Source organism: Streptomyces ferrugineus (assembly GCF_015160855.1).
In the GTDB taxonomy this organism is placed as follows: domain Bacteria; phylum Actinomycetota; class Actinomycetes; order Streptomycetales; family Streptomycetaceae; genus Streptomyces; species Streptomyces ferrugineus.
Genome location: NZ_CP063373.1, coordinates 5,047,796 through 5,064,281, shown reverse-complemented (window position 1 = coordinate 5,064,281; position 16,486 = coordinate 5,047,796). Strand labels below are relative to the sequence as shown.

Annotated in this window: 11 protein-coding genes and 1 pseudogene; 2 read left to right on the top strand and 10 right to left on the bottom strand. The window is 67.3% G+C overall.

Annotated features, from left to right (window positions below):
• Nucleotides 1-179: 179 nt before the first annotated feature.
• From IM697_RS23050 to IM697_RS44850, 6 genes and pseudogenes are all read right to left on the bottom strand, one after another.
• The gene (locus IM697_RS23050; RefSeq protein ID WP_194037817.1) at nucleotides 180-1,718 is read right to left on the bottom strand and encodes an alpha/beta hydrolase; all 1,539 of its coding nucleotides are present in this window, start codon (nucleotides 1,716-1,718) and stop codon (nucleotides 180-182) included.
• Nucleotides 1,719-2,272: 554 nt separating this feature from the next.
• Nucleotides 2,273-3,265: an SMP-30/gluconolactonase/LRE family protein gene (locus IM697_RS23045; protein WP_194037814.1), complete on the bottom strand. Its 993-nt coding sequence runs from the start codon at nucleotides 3,263-3,265 to the stop codon at nucleotides 2,273-2,275.
• 846 nt (nucleotides 3,266-4,111) lie between these two features.
• A complete protein-coding gene (locus tag IM697_RS23040) occupies nucleotides 4,112-4,996 on the bottom strand; it encodes an MBL fold metallo-hydrolase (protein WP_228044111.1) in 885 nt (294 codons plus the stop codon).
• Between the two features lie 655 nt (nucleotides 4,997-5,651).
• Nucleotides 5,652-6,131, bottom strand: coding sequence for a nuclear transport factor 2 family protein (locus IM697_RS23035; protein WP_194037812.1), 480 nt, complete (start codon nucleotides 6,129-6,131; stop codon nucleotides 5,652-5,654).
• A gap of 307 nt (nucleotides 6,132-6,438) precedes the next feature.
• Nucleotides 6,439-7,569, bottom strand: a complete 1,131-nt coding sequence (locus tag IM697_RS23030) for a serine hydrolase domain-containing protein (RefSeq protein WP_194037809.1) — start codon at nucleotides 7,567-7,569, stop codon at nucleotides 6,439-6,441.
• Nucleotides 7,570-8,657: 1,088 nt separating this feature from the next.
• Nucleotides 8,658-8,804 (bottom strand): annotated as a pseudogene (locus tag IM697_RS44850) (IS5/IS1182 family transposase); the annotation flags it as partial.
• A gap of 235 nt (nucleotides 8,805-9,039) precedes the next feature.
• Between IM697_RS44850 and IM697_RS45955 the strand changes: the two are divergent.
• Complete coding sequence (locus tag IM697_RS45955) at nucleotides 9,040-9,471, top strand: transposase (RefSeq protein WP_228044110.1); 432 nt, start codon at nucleotides 9,040-9,042, stop codon at nucleotides 9,469-9,471.
• Nucleotides 9,472-10,033: 562 nt separating this feature from the next.
• Here IM697_RS45955 and IM697_RS23020 read toward each other — a convergent pair.
• Together IM697_RS23020 and IM697_RS23015 are read right to left on the bottom strand one after the other, a co-directional pair.
• Nucleotides 10,034-11,095 carry an alpha/beta hydrolase gene (locus IM697_RS23020; protein ID WP_194037807.1) on the bottom strand — a complete coding sequence of 354 codons (1,062 nt, stop codon included), beginning with the start codon at nucleotides 11,093-11,095 and terminating at the stop codon, nucleotides 10,034-10,036.
• 142 nt (nucleotides 11,096-11,237) lie between these two features.
• Nucleotides 11,238-12,419: a lipase family protein gene (locus IM697_RS23015; protein WP_194037805.1), complete on the bottom strand. Its 1,182-nt coding sequence runs from the start codon at nucleotides 12,417-12,419 to the stop codon at nucleotides 11,238-11,240.
• Nucleotides 12,420-12,513: 94 nt separating this feature from the next.
• On the opposite strand from IM697_RS23015, the gene IM697_RS23010 reads away from it, so the two are divergent.
• The gene (locus IM697_RS23010) at nucleotides 12,514-13,086 is read left to right on the top strand and encodes a TetR/AcrR family transcriptional regulator (protein WP_194037803.1); all 573 of its coding nucleotides are present in this window, start codon (nucleotides 12,514-12,516) and stop codon (nucleotides 13,084-13,086) included.
• Nucleotides 13,087-13,390: 304 nt separating this feature from the next.
• Here IM697_RS23010 and IM697_RS23005 read toward each other — a convergent pair whose 3' ends face one another.
• Nucleotides 13,391-14,626: a DUF418 domain-containing protein gene (locus tag IM697_RS23005; RefSeq protein WP_194037801.1), complete on the bottom strand. Its 1,236-nt coding sequence runs from the start codon at nucleotides 14,624-14,626 to the stop codon at nucleotides 13,391-13,393.
• Nucleotides 14,627-15,431: 805 nt separating this feature from the next.
• Nucleotides 15,432-16,358: a thioredoxin domain-containing protein gene (locus tag IM697_RS23000; protein ID WP_194037799.1), complete on the bottom strand. Its 927-nt coding sequence runs from the start codon at nucleotides 16,356-16,358 to the stop codon at nucleotides 15,432-15,434.
• Between the last annotated feature and the right edge of the window lie 128 nt (nucleotides 16,359-16,486).

Sequence of the window (16,486 nt, the reverse complement as noted above, 5' to 3'; positions counted from 1 at the left end):
CCGGGGCCGTCTCCGGCTCCGGACACGTGGTGTACGTGCTGGCTCTCTGCCGACGCGCACACCACCCGGCCGGACGCATCATGGGAACGGAGCGAACGCTGAGTTCCGCAGCCGATCAGCCCTTCCTCCGCCGCGCGCCTTGTACATCGTCCCGAGAGCCGCGCCGTGGGAGGCCGGTCTCAGGAACCGCACGTGACGTCGCCCGCCGGCAGACGCCCGTCCGTGAGGTAGGCGTCGACGGTGCGGGTGACGCAGGCGGGGGCGCCGGGGAGGGCGTAGACGGCGTGGCCGCGGCCGCCGCGGACCTGCACCATTCGGGAGCCGTGCAGGGCGTGGTGCATGGCACGGCCCGCGGACAGCGGGGTCTGGGGGTCCCACTGGTTCTGTACGACGAGGGCGCCGACCGTGTTGTCGATGTGGGTGGCCGGTTCCGCGCCGCGGGGCCAGAAGGCGCACGGGGTGATGTTGGCGGCGAAGTCTCCGTAGAGGGGGTGGCGGGCGCTCTCGCGTTGGGCGTCACGCTGGTAGCGGGCCGGATCACGGGGCCAGGACGCGGTGTTGTCGCCGCAGGTGATCGCCCAGTACAGGCCGACGCTGTTGTCGTCCGCCGTGCCCGCGGCGCTGGTGTCCGGGCGTGCCGTGCGGGGGGCGGGGCGGGACTTGCGGAGGGCGGCGACGTCGCGGGCGGCCTGGTCGGGGTCGGCGCCGAAGGACCAGCGCAGCCAGGAACGGATGTCGGCACCGGTGAGGGCCCGGCCCTGGTGTTCGGGGTCGTCGCCCTGGTAGAGCAGCGGGGTGCGGTCGGCGCGCGCGACGAGCTGGCGGAAGGCGGCGCGGACCTTCGCGGGTGTGTCGCCGAGGTGGTAGGTGCTCTCGCGGCGGGCGATCAGCCGGCTCCAGTCCTTGAACACGGGTTCGGCGCCGGCCGCCATGGCCAGGCCGAGGCCCCTGCCGAACCGGTTCGGGTCGACCGCGCTGTCGAGGACCATGCGGTCGCTGTGCCGGGGGAAGAGCTGGGTGTAGACGGCGCCGAGATAGGTGCCGTAGGACCAGCCGAGGTAGGAGAGCTTCCGCTCGCCCAGCACGCCACGGATGACGTCCATGTCCCGCGCGGCGTTGCGGGTGTTGATGTGCGGCAGCAGCCGGCTGCCGTTGCGGGTGGTGCACTTGGCGGCGATGTCACGGGCGCGCGCGGTTTCCTTGGCGAAGGTGGCGGCCCGGTAGGGGCGGTAGGGCTCTGAGGAGTCCGCTTCGTCCTCGGTCATACCGCAGTGCAGTGGGCTGCTGGTGCCCAGGCCGCGTGGGTCGAAGCCGATCAGGTCGTACCGCTGCAGGACGCTCTTGGACAGGGTGTCCTTGAGCTGCACGGGGTCTCCCAGGCCCGTGCTCCCGGGGCCGCCGGGGTTGGACAGCAGGACGCCGTGCCGCTTGCCCGGGGTGCTGGTGCGTATCCGTGAGATCCGCAGGTGGAGCGTCTGGCCGTCGGGGTGCGCGTAGTCGACGGGGACGGTGATGGTGGCGCACTGGTAGGAGGCGGGGGTGTCGGTGTCGCACCGGCGCCAGGTCGGGTGCTGGCGGTAGTACCGGTCGAGAGAGGCAGGGTGGTCGGCGGCCGCGGGCGGGGCGGTGGACGTGGTCGCGCCCTCGGCGAGGGGTACGGCGAGGGCGGCGAGCAGGCCTGCGGCGGCCAGAGCGACTACGCGGGCGGTACGGGGCATGGAAGCGTCCTTCGCGGGTATGGACGGCTGCGGACAGGAAGGGCGACGGGGCCGTGCCCCACTCTCCGATCACCCCGGCCGGCGCCGCCTCGGCCGAACGGCCAGAGAACGAACACCGTCCTCGACCGAACGGCCGACCCCGCACCCGGCAGCCACCCCACATGCGGCGGCTGCGCGACCGGCCAGGCGGTCGGTGACGCGGCTCACCCGGTTCGCCTCGGTAACGGAACTGCCGAGGGCGGTCACGCTGAGTCTGTCCGCCTGCTGGGCGGCCGAGCAGAGGCTTTGAGCAGCACACCCGCGTCAAGGACCCGTATCGCGATGAACAGCAGGCTCAGCAGAACTATGATTCCGCCGGGCTTCCAGCCATCGAACCGGCAGCGAAGCGGCGATGAGGAAGGGCTGCGAGGCGAGAGCCGTCACGGCGGTGCGCACCTGGAGGGCGAGCCACTCGGGCCGCCCGGCCGGCATGACACGGCCGTCACGCAGTTGAGCACCGCGGCGAGGGGCGGCCGGACCGGGCGGGCCGAACGACGTTCACCGGCCTGCCTGTGTCAGGAGTGTGCTGCGCTGAGCAGAGCCGAGATGTTGATCTTCCCTTGCTGCAGCTTCGGGGCGTTGGGGGCGCTGAAGCCGGCGTCGGTGATGTAGAGGCACCGTCCGCGTATCGCGGTGGCGGTGGGGTTGTTGAGGCCGTCCGCGCTGGTCAGCACGGTCCGAGCGGTCCCGTCCGGGTAGACCACGACGACCTCGTTCCGGAAGTTCACTGCGGCGACGACCACATCGGAGCGAGTACTGAGGAAGGCGAAGTCATCGATGCCGGCGACGTGGCTGGAGACGACGTGGATCCGGCCGGGCTTGCCGGCGGTGGTGACCGGGACGCGCATCAGCGTGCCGTGGTTGGTGTTGGAGACCCACAGGGCGGCGTTGTGGAAACGGAGCCCGTTCGCGCCGATCGGCTGAGGCGCCGACGGCACGGGGGCGAGGGCGGCGTCCGTCAGCCATGCGGTGGCCGTGCCACCGGAGGACGGAACGGCCCAGATGGTGCCGCTGTTGCTGTCGGCGGCGTACACGGTGCGCCCGGCCGGGTCGATGGCCAGGCCGTTGGGGAGACTGTTGGTGGGCAGGGCCGCGATGCGGTGGGGCTTGCCGCCGGGAGCCAGCGCCCATATGCCGGCCCGGGAGGCGTCGGAGGACATCACGTTGTAGTAGACGGTGCCGTCGGGGCCTCGGGTGTTGCCGAGGATCGTATCGCCCGCCTGGCCTGTGACGAGTACGGTGCGGTGCCCGGTGGGGCTGATGCGCTCCAGCTTCGGGGGCTTGCCCGCGGTGATGCCGACCATGGAGATGGTCGTTGAGCCGTCAGGGTTGACCGTGATGTTCTCGGCCGACTCTCCGGCCGCGTAGTCGAACGCGACCGTGGTCTTGATGTGGCTGACGACCGGTCCGTCGTGCGCGCCTCGCGTCCCCGCGGACGCGGCGGGTGCCGAGACGAGGACGGCCGCCGTCGCGGCGATCGCCGCGGCGAGCCGGAAGGACTTGTCCATGATGCTCCTCTGTGTTTCGTTGCACTCTCGTAGGGCTTGAGATGCCGCCGACCGGCCTGGTGCGATTCGCATGAAGACCGGTCAGGGGCCCAGGGAGTGGAGTCGGAGGCGTTGTTCCTCTTGCGGGACCGGGGGCGGCTCTGGTCTGGTTTCCGTCGGTGCGGGATGACTGGGCCGACGCCTCGGCAACCCGCCGTCGGCGGCTGTCACCGTCGTGCGGACGACGGATCTGGCACCGGACTGTTCCCTCTCCCTGCGGTCGTCGCGGTCACCGGGGACTGTTTGCCGGCGGCGACGAGTGAGTGTCGGCGTCGATGACGACCCAGCGGCCCGCGGAGCACCGATGGTTCTTCGACTGCTCGGCGAACCGTGTGATCACAGGTGGGGATCAGGGTGCCGTCCGCAGTCAGCACGGTCTTCTTGCGGAACCGCGTGCGTTCCCGCAGGGCGGGTAACGGCCCGAAAGGGTTGAGGATCCGGGCGGAAGAGACTTGGACACCCTGAACAGCGAGGCGAGCTGGCACAGCGTCAGGTTCGTCTGCCAGCAGGCGGTGAGCAGCAGAACCCGGTGCTGCAAGGGCAGGCTCCATAGCCTGCCCTTTGCAACTCGGAACCGTACTTTCGTGTCGTAACGCGGTGGCCGACTTGCCGAACTGCTGGGCTCGGTCCAGCGGACGGGGCGGTCCAGGGCGACCCCCGACGCGGTGATCACACGGACACAGCGAGATCACGGCATCCGGCCAGCCGTTACAGGACGGACCTCAGACTGCTGCTTCTCTCATGCCGCACAAAGGGCGTCTGGTATTACGGGCCCGCTCGCCCGCTGAATATCGCAGCAATCCGGGCTCAGGGCTGGTGGCCCAACTTCACAGTCATGCGCGGGTGACGCCTGCTCAGCGCCTTCAACTTGAGCAGGCTCTCACGGCTGGGCTGCCGGTCGGCGAGGAAGGTTCCCGGCTCGACGTCGTTCTCCCAGCCCCAGCGTGTGTGGGACACGTCACCGGTCATGAGTACCGGACCTGTCGTCGTGCGGGCGACGAAAGCGAGATGTCCCTTGGTGTGTCCCGGGGTCAGGATCGCGAAGAGCGAGCCGTCACCGAAGACGTCGTTCACCCCTTCGAACCTTCCGTCCGGGTCCTTCGTGAACTCGAGTTCCTGGAGCGGGGGCCTTCCCTCCAGGAGGTGGTTGTTCGTCCCCTGGGCGAACAGGTTCAAAAAGAGCGATGCCTCCGCTTCATCGGCGCCCGTGTAGATCGGGACATCCTTTGCGATGTCCGGCAGTCCGGTGACGTGATCGAGGTGGAGGTGGGTCATGAAGACCCCGTCCAGGGGAACTCCTTCTGCTGCGATGATCTCCGCAGTGCTCGGCCGGGCATGCATCTTGTCGATGCCGCCGTACTTCCTCAGTACCCATTCGACCCCCACGCCGGCGGGATCCTCCACAAGCTGCTGTGAGACACCCGTGTCCACCATGAAGAAACCCTGTGTGGGATGCCGTACGACATGGGTGTAGATCTTGATCGGCTCCTTGCGCTCCTTCAGCCCCGCCTTGACGGCCTTGGGATCCTTCAGATTGAGCAGTCCCGAAAGATTGGCCTCCCAGTCCGTACCGACCGTCTTGAGCTCGATCGGCCCCGGCTGGTCGATCACAGCCTCCATGGCCGACGAACTGACCGGCCTGCCGATACGTGCCGGCGTTGCTCGATGGGTCGTAGTCCTGAGCAGTTTCATGTGCGAACTCCTTTACCGGGTGACGAGAGGTCGGCCCACGCTGTCCTGGATGAACTGAGCCTGTTGCCGAGCGCGAGGGTGTCGATGCGGAAGCCCGAAGGAGGCGGAGCCCCTCGGCCCGATCTAGTTATGATCCCGAATGGTTCATCTAATAACTATCATAGCCTGAAGGAGATTGCCAGGCGTGACCGGTGATGTCGGGCTCACAGGGCTGGGGAATGGGCTGGGGGCTGGGTGAGCCGGTGCGTGAGCCGGGCGCGCGGAGCTGCGCGCAGTGGCGCGAGGGTGTGCCAGCTTGTCTCATGATCGAGTCGGCCTCTGTGCTGTGCGAGTCGAGGCGCGCCGAGTTGATGATCTTGAAGGGGGCGGCGCATGCTCACCCCGAAGGCGCCGAACACCGGGAGGAGCTTCCGGCCCACAAGGGGCAATCCTGCTGGGCCGCCCTGCCTCAGCAGGGGCAGGGCGCACTCCAGGCCCTGTCGCGGTGAGCCCTCGCCCGCCGCTGCCTCCACAGGTAGAGGCGTCGGGCAGCGGATGCCGTTGGCGGATACGGCACCGTGACTTCAAGCGACGCAGTCTCCTTGCTCAACGCGCAGCGGCGGGCCGTAGGCCCGCCGCTGGTAACTCCTTGCCGCGACCGCAAGATGGGGCGTGACTACTCGCCCGCGGCCGCCGGTGTCGGCTCGAACGCCCACAGCAGATCGTGACTGCGACGGGCGAGTTTCCATTCCCCGTCGCGACGGACTACGTCGTCATGGAGGCGGATTCCCCGGCAGCGGATTGCCGGCATTCCGTCTCGCTGCCCGGCGAGGGTGGTCAGTGCCATGCTCTCGACGGTGGCGGTGTCATCCTGCAGGTCGACACTCACATTGGTCATGGAAGTGGTGGCCGTGTCGATGTGGTCGAGACCGGTCGCCTTCCTGAGGGTCGCGGGAGCCTGGGGGGTTCCCAGTCCGAGTTCGCTCACTCGCCGAGGCTCTCCTCCGTCCATCACGAAGACCGCGTCCTCGGTGAAACAGGAGTTCATAGCCTCGGCGTCGTTGTGGTTGTGCCCGTGGGCGTACCGGTAGATCAGTTCGGTAATGGCCATGCGGTCGGCTGTCTGGCGGACCGTGTCTTCCAGTTTGTCAGTCATTTTCTTTCTTCCCTTTCTCAATTAGTGAATCCGTGGTGTGCTGCGTGAGCACCGCGAGAGAGCGGCTCCGGAATTCGCCTATGAGATGCCCGATATGTACCGGACCGGAAAATTCGGGCGATTTTTGAGAGCGTCTCTTTCGCTACCGCCGGGCTGGCAGAGCCGCACTGGCCAACCCAGGGCGGGTTCCGGCGTCGCTGACCCCTGGGCGGTGTACCCGCGAGCCGGGTCGATCCATGGCTCGGACAGCGGCTTCGCGCTCTTGGTTCTCGGCGCGTTTGCCGTCCGGCGTGGCTGTCACGCGTGCTTAGCGCGCTGCCATCGCGGCTTCATAGAGGGCGTCGCCCAGGGGTGCGAACGGAGGGTCGGCGGTGGGGAAGGGGACGAACATGCGGTTGTGGCAGATCGCTATGGAGATGCCTGTGTCCACATCGGCCCAGCCCACCGACCCGCCGGCGCCGGCCTGGCTGAGCACTCGCTTGCCCCCGCCGCCGGGTGTCATGAACGGGTCCACATTGAGCGCATAGCCGCCCACCCCTGTGGGGTTGCCCGGTCCCCCGTTCGTCGCGTCGTAGCCACCCATGTCGTCAGAGGGTTCCAGCCAGGCCAGGACGCGCTTCTCGGAGAGCAGCCGTACGCCGTCGACCTCGCCCCGGTTGGCGAGGAGCGAGAAGATGCGTGCCACAGACCTGGCGTCGGTGATGCCGCCGGCTCCCGGGATGACCGCTTGGTGTACCTCGGGACGGTTGTAGGTGGCAGGGGTGAAGGGCACGAGCGGCGGGACGGCCTCGTACCGCAGCGTCCCCTTCTCGGGCATCGGCAAGTCGTCGTAGCTGTGGAGCTCGACGACGCGAGCCTCGAACCCCTCCGGGATGCCCAGCCAGAAGTTCTCGACTCCGAGGGGCTGGCAGATCTCCTGCTGCACGAACTCGGCGAAGGAACGGTCGACCGGGTCCGTCCGCCGCACAACCTCCCCCAGGATCCAGCCGAAGGAATACGGCATGTACGCGTTCGCCGTCCCCGGCGCCTGCCACGGCTTCACCTCGGCGAGGCGTCCGGCGATCCAGTCCCAGTCACCCAGCCGGTCGGGGGTGATGTCGAGCGGCATCTGCGGAACGCCCGCCCGGTGAGTCAGGACATGGCGAATGGTCACCGCCTCCTTGCCGTTGGCCGCGTACTCCGGCCAGTAGGCGGCGACAGGCGCGTCGTAGTCGAGCAGGCCTCGCTCGGCCTGCAAATGGACCGCGGTCGCCGTCACCGCCTTGGTCACCGAGAAGATGGGAAACAGCGTCGCTTCGTCCACGGCCGCCGCTCCAGCCCGGTCGGCCACCGTTCCCGCCCGGACATCCACTATCAACTCCCCGCCGACGTAGGCGGCCGCGTGGATCCCTGTCTCCCCCCGCTCCAAGGCCAGGTCCAAAGCCTCACTGACATCCATGGAACAACTCCTTCCAGTAATGATTCTTGATCGGACACTGCTGGCGGGACCGTCTCCCGCGCGTGCAGGTGTGCTGCTGGGCTCGGTTCAGGCACCGAGAAGCTGTCAGGTCGGTAGGTCTTCGATGGGACGTGACCGAAGCAACTCCGGCGAAGTGGATGCCGAATCCGGCGGTGCCGGGTTCGGCGAGTGCGGGGACGGGGCTGTGGTTCAGGGTGGTGGATTGTGGTCGGCGACGCATTCTCGGAGCGGGTGGGCGATCTGGATGGGGGGGGGGTGGAAGGCGTCGCGGCGGGCGATGGCTTGCTGCCCCCGGCGTTGATGACGTACGTGCGGTGTCCGGCGCTGTGACCAGGGCCCCGCACGCCATGAGGTACTCGGGGTGCTGCGCCCAGAACTCGTCGGTGGGCTTGGGCGGCCAGGGCCGGGCCTTGAGTGTGCCCATGCCGCCCGGGAGGTAGCTCAGCTTGGTGTCGCCGAGGACGAGCGCAGCGCCGACGGGGCGGCGTAGCGGCTCGTCCAGGTGCGGTTTCGTGTCTGTCATGAGCTGACGTCCATCTAGTTGCGACCTGAAAAGCTTAAATCATAACTATCATGCCTCGAAGCAGATTGCCACACTCGGGCTGACGGCGATGCCGGATGCTGGTGCACGAGTTGGACGCGCAGAGCCATGTGCGGCAGCACAGGCGGGCGAGCAAGCCTCGGGCTGAGCGTCGGGTAGGTCTCCGCGCTATGAGTTGACCGGCTTGATGGCTTGAGGGAGAAGGCCGTCCGGACGGCTTGCGAACCGTCCAACGCCATCGTCGTGATCAGCCAACTCGTCGAGAGCCAGCTACTCGAACGACGTGCCCACTCCATCGACGGCCGACGACGGCACCCTGGAGCGGGTGTGCACCGTGCCGATGTCGAGGAGCCGGACAGACCGGAGACGCACCCGCCTTCGCGGACGTGAGGCCCCGCGTTCCCTGCCGCGAACGGCATCTCCGTGCCAGGCCCGACGGCATTCAAGCTGACTGAAGCGCGCTGAAGGATGCAGTGATTTTGCAGGTCAGGGCCTGGCCGCAGCTGTTCTGATCACGCGGCCAGGGCGCGAGGTTGTGCATGTGAGCAACGGCTTGGACGGCGTGGTGCAGGCCGTCGCAGCGCTGCCGGCAGTCACGAAGGATCTTGTAGTGCTTCAGCCGGCCGATCGCATGCTCGACCCGCGCACGGACCCGGCGATGCTCCGCGGTGTCGGCTCAGGCAGGAGGGAGCATGTCCCGCCAGGACACCGCCGATTTCGCCAACGGTGTCCTTCATGGGACGTGATCGCAGGAGCCCCACTCGTATGCGCCTAGGGTCTGTTGTGAAAGTGGATCTTAGCCGTAGGTGATCAAGCCTTGTGGGGCGTGGTGATCTGACGAACGGTGGGTCAGGGGCCCGTCGGGAGCCGTTATTGCCGCAGGGCATCAAGCCGGGCCGTCCACCGGTGTGGACACGCCGGCAGTTGATGGACGGCATGCGGGGCGGACGAGGGCCGGCGCCCCGTGGCGCGATGTGCCGGAACGCTACGGCACCTGGGATCGGGTCCACGACCTGTTCCGCCGCTGGCAGCGGGACGGAACCTGGGCCAGGATCGTCACCCGGCTCCAGGCCGAGGCCGGCGCGAAGGGGCTGATCACCTGGGGCGTGAACGTCGACTCGACCGTCTGCCGGGCCCGCCAGTACGCAGCCGGGGCGTCGAGAAAGGGGACCTGTAAAGGAGCCTCCCGGTGGCATCGCCGTCGAGCCGGACAGCCACGGGCTCGGACGTTACCAGGCGGGCTAACCACAAAGATCCACCTCGCTGTCGAGCAGGGGCAGAAGCTGCTGTCAGTCCTGATCACGGCCGGTCAGCGAGGTGACTTCCCGCAGGCGACGTGACAGAGTGCGGGCCGACAAGGCGTACGACTCCCGCCGTAACCGGGCCTACCTGTGCAGACGCGGGATCAAGGCCACCATCCCCGGTTCCCGCGGACTGGGTCCGCAACCGCCGGGCACTCGGCTCGCGGGGCGGTCGGCCGCCGAAGTTCGACAAGACCGACTACCGCGAACGCCATGCGGTCGAGTGTGGGAACAACCCCCTCAAGCGCCACCGGGCTGTGCCACCAGGTACGACAAGCTACGAGGTCACCGTGCTGGTCGGAGTCCTCAACGAGTGGCTGTGACCAGCGCTTTCCCAGCAGACTCTGGTCGACTGCGTGATCGAAGGCTTCGGCAGCGATCCTCATCGTGACGGTGCCGGCCCCGACACGCTGAGAAGGCCAACTGCCCTTCAGGTATTCCGCGCAGCCCCATCGTGTGCTCGCGGCGGACCATCCGAAGGCCGGGTTCTCCGGTGAACGCACCGGATGTCCACCCCCGCCTCAGACGCGTGAGTACAAGGGGGCTTCATTCGTTGCCCGTTGCGGACGGCCACCTGATCGGTGGCCGACTCGAAGAAACTTCAGTGGCTCGGACGATCCTCGGGCAGGGATCCGAAGTAGGCCCCCACGTGAGGCAGATAGTCGGCCAGTTGCATGTCGAAGTACTTCACGGTGTGCAGGCCGCACAACTTCGGCCGGTAGGTGCTTGCGATTCGGTTCTTCTGCAGGGCGAGGTACATCTCAAGCGTGGTGTGCGCGGGGAGGGCCTCGACGGCTCCCGAGCTGACCGTCGAGAGATCCTCCGCATCGCACGGCAATCCCGAACCGCTGGACAGCCACAGGTCCTTGCCGGCCAAACGGCTTGAGTTGGCCACCGGATTGGCAGCGGCCCAGCGGTCTGCCTCCGTAAGCGGGTTCCCGAGCATCCCGAACGGATCGTACGCACCGGTACTGACGCCGTCCGCACATTCTCGTTGGTTTTTGGTGACCGCGAGCATGACCGCCTGCTGGTCCGGGTCTTGAGAGTTGAGGAGCCCGGACATCGATCCGACCGCCCCGAAAAGGTCCGGGTGGGTGACACCGAGATGCATGGCCCCCCACCCGCCCATGGAGATACCGCCGACGGCCCGATGAGCCGGATCGCTCTCGGTTCGGAAAGTGCTGTCCACGGCCGGGATCACTGACTTCGTGATGAACGACTCGATCAGATGACTGCTGTCTTTCCAGTCGACGTAGAAGCCGCCGTACTGCGCGAATGGGGTGACCACGATGTACTGCTCGTCATCAGGCAGGGCCGAGGTGACCGAGGCGAGATTTGTGCTGGTGAGGAAACTGTCCTCGTTGTTGGTCCCTCCGTGAAGCAGGTACAACACAGGGTATCGTCGCTTGGACTCGTCGTAGTCGGGTGGCAGCAGAACCGATACGCGGGTCCGATCGACTGTGATGTGGCGGATGCGTGGGCCCGTCATCGTGGCGGTGTCCTCCGGCAGGCATGACGACGAGTCCAGTTTCAGACTCGGGTCGAGGAGTGAGGTGCCGGAATGTGATGCAGCCGCAGCGGCCGCCTCAGGTGCGCCGGATGTCATCACTGCGAGGACAATGAGAGTCGAGCCCATGCTCGCCAGCACCTTACGGAACGTCATCTCGCCTATGGCCTTTCTTTTCACGGCCGTACGTCTGTTGCGTTGAACGGGCCTTGAGCGGAGCGAATCTCCGTTGTATGGGCACTGCCATCTCGCGATCGGTCCGTGCTGTGGCAGGTCGAGGGCCGTGGGCCTGGAGTGTTCAGGAGCCGTCAGCGAAGAGGGCCTGGACGAACGGGATGGTGTCGGCCTGCGACTGGACCATGGTTCCGCTGTGGTCGCTGAGGTAGGTCTTGAAGGTGACCGGCTGGCGGTTGGCCTCCAGCTTGGCTACGTAGGCGGCGGTGCTGGCGAAGGGGACGTCGGTGTCGTTGACGCCGTGGCCCATGAAGAACGGCTTGTCGTAGCCGTTCTCGGGCATGCCCATGTACTTCTGGGCGGTCGGCAGGAAGTCGGGCAGGGCCGCCAGCGGACGGGTGAAGTAGTCGCCGAGCGAGACGCCCGCGAGCTTGTCCATGAAGGGGAGGACGCATGCGGTTTCGGCCAGCTTCACGTACTTACGGCCGGTGGGGGTGAGGATGCTGTCGATGCCCAGCTCGGGGTGTACATGGCGCAGCGCTGCCAGGATGTAGGAGGCGTAGGCGGTGGCGTGGGAGGACACCGTGGGCGTCTGAGGTCCGAGCTTGGCGAGCAAGAGCTCGATGTAGGCGGGGGTGCCGGTGCCCACCGCTCCGCGGTAGTCGAGCGCCTTCCCGCCGAACTCGGTGGCGTAGCGCGCGGTGTAGATCGATGCTCCGGCGCCCTGCGACTGGCCGATGGTGACCCACTTGCGGGCCAGGCGCTGGCCGCGAGGGAGGTGCTCGGCGGCGAAGTTGTGCCCGGCCAGCACCATGTCCACCACGTTGTGAGCGGTCGTACGCCCGTCCAGGTAGGGCATCAGGCCGGGGGTACCGAGTCCGACGTAGTCGCTGGCCACGACGGCGTATCCCTGTTTCATCCAGGTGGCCAGATAGGGCAGGTCCCGCTCGGGTTCGGCCGGGCCCACCCGGGACGGCGCGCACGCGTCACCGAGCCCCGAGGTGCCGTGCGCCCAGGAGATCACCGGCCAGCCGCCCTTGGGTGCGGTGCCCTTGGGGATGAACACTGTGCCCGTGCTGGCCGCGCGATGGCCGAAGGAGTTCGTGGTGGTGTAGGTCAGCTCGAATGCCTTGGCGGTGGTTCCGGGAATCCAGAGGCTCTTGTCCAGCGGCTGCGCGGACACGACGGTGCCCGGGGTGAGGGGTGCGGCGCTCGCCGGGGCGGTGGCGCCCATGCCGGACACGGCGAGGGCGCCGATCGCGGCGGCGCCCGCGGTTCCACGGAGGCGACGGGAAGACAGGGACATAGGGGAACCCCGATCAAACGTGCGTTGGACGGTCGTCCAACGTGACCTGTCACCAATGTGCAAGACTGTTGGACGACTGCACAAGAGGGATTCGATGAGAACTTCGCCGAACGCCGAAAGTCCGCGCCGCGAGGAGCTGCTCGACCGGTTGCTGGACCACGTCATCACGCACGGTGTCGACGACCTGTCGCTGCGCAAACTCGCCGCCGCCGTCGGCGTTGCGCCGAACGCCCTGCAGTACCACTTCGGTCCGCGCGAGGACATGGTGGCGGCCATCCTCGCCCGGCACGCGGAGCGCATCCGGGCCACGATCGAGGCCGAAGGCGACGCGGCGAGCCAGGTGCACCGGGCCTGGGAACAGCTGACCGACCCGTCGGTGCGCAAGAGCTGGCACGCGTTCTTCGAGTTCTATGCGCTGGCGCTGCGCAACCCCGATCGGTACCGAGCGTTCCTCGACCATGTGGCACGGGACTGGAGCGATCCGCTCACCCGGAAATTCGTGACAGCGGGCGTGGCGCCCGAGGAAGCCGCGGCGCGGGCCGCCCTGCTGGTCGCCGCGGTCCGAGGGCTGGTCCTCGACCGGCTCGCCGACGGAGACGAGGCCCGCGTCTCCGCGGCCCTCGACCTGCTGATCGACCTCCTGGAGAGCTGGGCCCGGCCGCACTGATTCTTCCCACGGGAACGCGGGATCGTTCAGCCCAATCGCTGGGCACGGGAACAGTGCGCATCGAGAGTCGGATAGGCAGATGCGACTGGTGAGCCCGTTGAGCGACTCGGCGACTACCGCGCACGGAGGAGGCCGCGCGGCAGGGCCGGCTGAGTTGTTGGGTGAACAGTTGGGTGCGTCGTGCGGGAGAGAGGCTGTGCGCCGGTACGGCGGCGAAGAGCAGCCCCAGGCCGTAGCGGATCCAACCGATAGCGGGAACAGACGAGTTGCTGCCTCCCTGATCGAGACGTGCCTGAAATCTCTGCTACGGGACACTCGCGGTGGTGTCCTTCTCGCGCCGCTGGCGTTCACCTGTGCGGTCGGCACGGCGGAAGGGTGCGTCCACGGCCGCCTTCCATACCAGTTCGAACGGTCCCTGCCGGAAGCGTTTCAGCCACAGGTGTGCGGCGAGCATCAGCAGGGCGCTGATCCCGGCCCAGGCGGCAAAGGTTCCGAGACTGCCCAACCGTCCCAGATGACCCCATTGGCTGAAGATCACCAGGGCGATGACGTTCTGCAGCATGTAGCACGACAGCGCGGTCCTGCCGACATCGGCGAACCGCCGGGCGAGGAACCCGGAGCCGCCACGGCGCCGCAGCAGGATGAGCGTCAGCCCCAGATACCCGAAGGCCACGATGGGGGCGATGGTGTACCGCGAGAAATCAGAGGCGACGTCCGCGCCCGGCAAGGGCAGGAACTCCCATACAGCCAACGGCATCCCCAGACCCAGGCCCCCGATCGCGAGCCGGCGGCTCAACGTCCGCGCACGCTCATCCCCCTTGAACAGCCCTGCCCGCCACAGCAGAACCCCGCAGAGGAACAGGAAGGCCGACAGGGGAGGAGCAACGATGAATGCCTCATCTCGCAGAACCCAGAAATCGTCTATCCGTGAGACCACTTCCTCAAAGTATGTGGGGGCGGACACATTCGACCACTCCCCGGTGGGCGCCGAATCATCACGGTAATAATCGTCGGGCAGCGGCTCTTCGGCGTAAGGCGTCTCCGTCATCCTGCGGAACTCCATGAACAAGTGCATCGCGCCGGCGAGTGCGGTGGCCATGACCAGCCACTTGGTCCGCAGTCGAAGCAGTGGGGCGACGATGATCGCCACCAACGCGTATCCCATGAGAATGTCGATAGAGACAACGAGAGCGAAGTGGATGAAGCCATCCGCCATCAGCAGCAGCGAACGCCACTCGTATCGCCAGGGCCAGCGGTGTCCGTGACGAAGCGCCGACTCGAACTGGATGGCCATACCCACACCGAACAATATGGACAGCAATCCGAGGAATTTACCATTCGCCAGCATGGTGGACACGATCGGGACGTATTCCTGCAGCACCTCGCCGAGCTTTCCGAGCTGACTGATACCCCCCGTACTGGAACCAACATCGTAATCGTTGGTGAAGACCCAGATGTTGCTCAGCAGCGTTCCGATGATCGCGATGCCACGTAACACATCAAGTGATTGAACCCGCTTGATGCCATGTGAGTTGGGCATTCCGCGATGCTAGGACGGTGAACTCACCGCGCACCTCGGCCGGATGACCGTTATCGCTCTCCTCACTTCGGCGGAGGGGAGCGTGCCGGACGGACGCCTCCGAACTCCCGGGACCTGTGAAAGGACGAGCCAGCCCGTGTCCGACGTGGGGGCGAACTCCTGGCCGCCTGCAAAGCACCCGCAAGATCCACCGCGGCACAGCGGAAGGTTGCGAAACTGTTGTGCTGCCGTGCGTGGTCGAGGCGTTTCCGTCGGCCGGGGACAGGGGCGGTGATTCCGTGGGAGTGGTGGCTCCCTGGGGTCATCGCTCATCGAGTCCTCGTCCACATCCCAGGTGATCAGGCACCTCACGTCGGCCTGGACGGGAGCTGGGTGACCCCTGGCTTCAGATGCCGTCGCGCAGGCAGCGCCGGAACAGGTCGGAGACCGGTCCCAGGGGCCGTGGCGTTCCGGCGCATCACGCCAGGAAGCACCGGTCCGGGGCCGCCACCGTATGCCGTCGATGAGTGCCGCCGCGTCCACGCCGGCGGCGGACGGCCCGGCTTGACGCCCTGCCGTAAAACGGTCAAGCCGGGCCCGCTGGCCGCTCGTCAGATCACCACGTTCCACAGGACGTGATCACCCACGGCCAAGATCCACTTTTGGGACGGATCCTGACGCCCTCCTTCCGTTCGATCTGGTGACACTTACGCAGACGCGGTGTCCGAGCGGTCATTCCCGCCCTCGCTGATCACCGTGTGTTCCGCCCCGTCGAGGAGCGCCTCGACTGCCTGATGCAGTCGGCTCGATGTCCCGGAAGCACCGCTCAGTCGAAGCGGTAGCAGACGTCGCGGCCGACGGCGGTGAAACCAGCGCCGGCCAGCCCTGCCGAGATCACCTCCGCGGTGTCCGGGACGTACGTCCTCACCGATTGAACATGCGGGTGTCGCACGCGCACCTCCTCCAGCGCCGTGGCTATCAGTACCGCCAGTTCATCGGCCGCCACCTGGCCGTGGACCGGCCAGATACCGGCGGAGCCGCCGACTACGTCCACGTCGACCGTGACTTCCGCTCGGATCCCCGCGGAATCCTCCAGCAGGAAGCTGAGCTGGTCGGGGTCCCGTTCTGCGAGCATGTCGGCGATCGCGGCGGAGTCCCAGACGGCCGTACACCCGTCGGCGCAGCGCGGTTCCCCGGCCGCGGTGTAGAGCCTGGCGTACTGGGCCAGTTCCTCGTCCGTCGGCGGGTCCGAGAGCGCCCGGACGGACATCGGCTCCGGCAACCCGGTCAGCTCGGCCAGGGCGGGCCGGTCGCGGACGGATGCCTGCCAGACGTGATCCCCCAGCTCCGTCGATACGGCGCCGAGTTCGGCTGCCAGCTGCCGCTGTGCCGGACCGTTGTCGGTGTCCCACTGCAGCCCCGCCGGGCCGGCGAGCACGCGCGCGGCCTGCAACAGACTCCGGCAGACATCGAGGTGCACGCTCTCGGTCGGGATCACGACGTGCTTGGCGGTGGTTCCTTCCTCCTCAGCAGGGTCAAAGACGTCGGCCCAGCCCACGACAGCGCCCGCCTTCCAGGCGATCACGGTCACGGCGTGTTCGGAGGCGCTCATGCCCTCACGGAACTCTTCGAGCGTGCACCCTACGGTCTGCTCGGTGTTACCGAGCCAGTCGTAGAGCGCCTCGGCCAGTCCCTCGATCGCACTGACATCCTCAACGGTTTCGAGAGTAATGGCCGGATCCAGCGTGTTCATCTGTGTGATCCTTCATCTTCGGACGTGGCTGTGCGCGCAAGCCGCGAATGGTTCAGGTCGATGAGGGAGCCCACAGCGGGATCCGCTGGAGAACGGCCGTACGTAGCCATGAGATTCCACGAGGAAAC

Bases quoted from the DNA above. Each gene is read 5' to 3' on its own strand.
- IM697_RS23050 (WP_194037817.1), bottom strand. From the start codon at position 1,718: ATGCCCCGTACCGCCCGCGTAGTCGCTCTGGCCGCCGCAGGCCTGCTC.
- IM697_RS23000 (WP_194037799.1), bottom strand. From the start codon at position 16,358: ATGAACACGCTGGATCCGGCCATTACTCTCGAAACCGTTGAGGATGTC.
- IM697_RS23005 (WP_194037801.1), bottom strand. From the start codon at position 14,626: ATGCCCAACTCACATGGCATCAAGCGGGTTCAATCACTTGATGTGTTA.
- IM697_RS23015 (WP_194037805.1), bottom strand. From the start codon at position 12,419: ATGTCCCTGTCTTCCCGTCGCCTCCGTGGAACCGCGGGCGCCGCCGCG.
- IM697_RS23040 (WP_228044111.1), bottom strand. From the start codon at position 4,996: ATGAAACTGCTCAGGACTACGACCCATCGAGCAACGCCGGCACGTATC.
- IM697_RS23045 (WP_194037814.1), bottom strand. From the start codon at position 3,265: ATGGACAAGTCCTTCCGGCTCGCCGCGGCGATCGCCGCGACGGCGGCC.
- IM697_RS23010 (WP_194037803.1), top strand. From the start codon at position 12,514: ATGAGAACTTCGCCGAACGCCGAAAGTCCGCGCCGCGAGGAGCTGCTC.
- IM697_RS23030 (WP_194037809.1), bottom strand. From the start codon at position 7,569: ATGGATGTCAGTGAGGCTTTGGACCTGGCCTTGGAGCGGGGGGAGACA.
- IM697_RS23035 (WP_194037812.1), bottom strand. From the start codon at position 6,131: ATGACTGACAAACTGGAAGACACGGTCCGCCAGACAGCCGACCGCATG.
- IM697_RS23020 (WP_194037807.1), bottom strand. From the start codon at position 11,095: ATGACGTTCCGTAAGGTGCTGGCGAGCATGGGCTCGACTCTCATTGTC.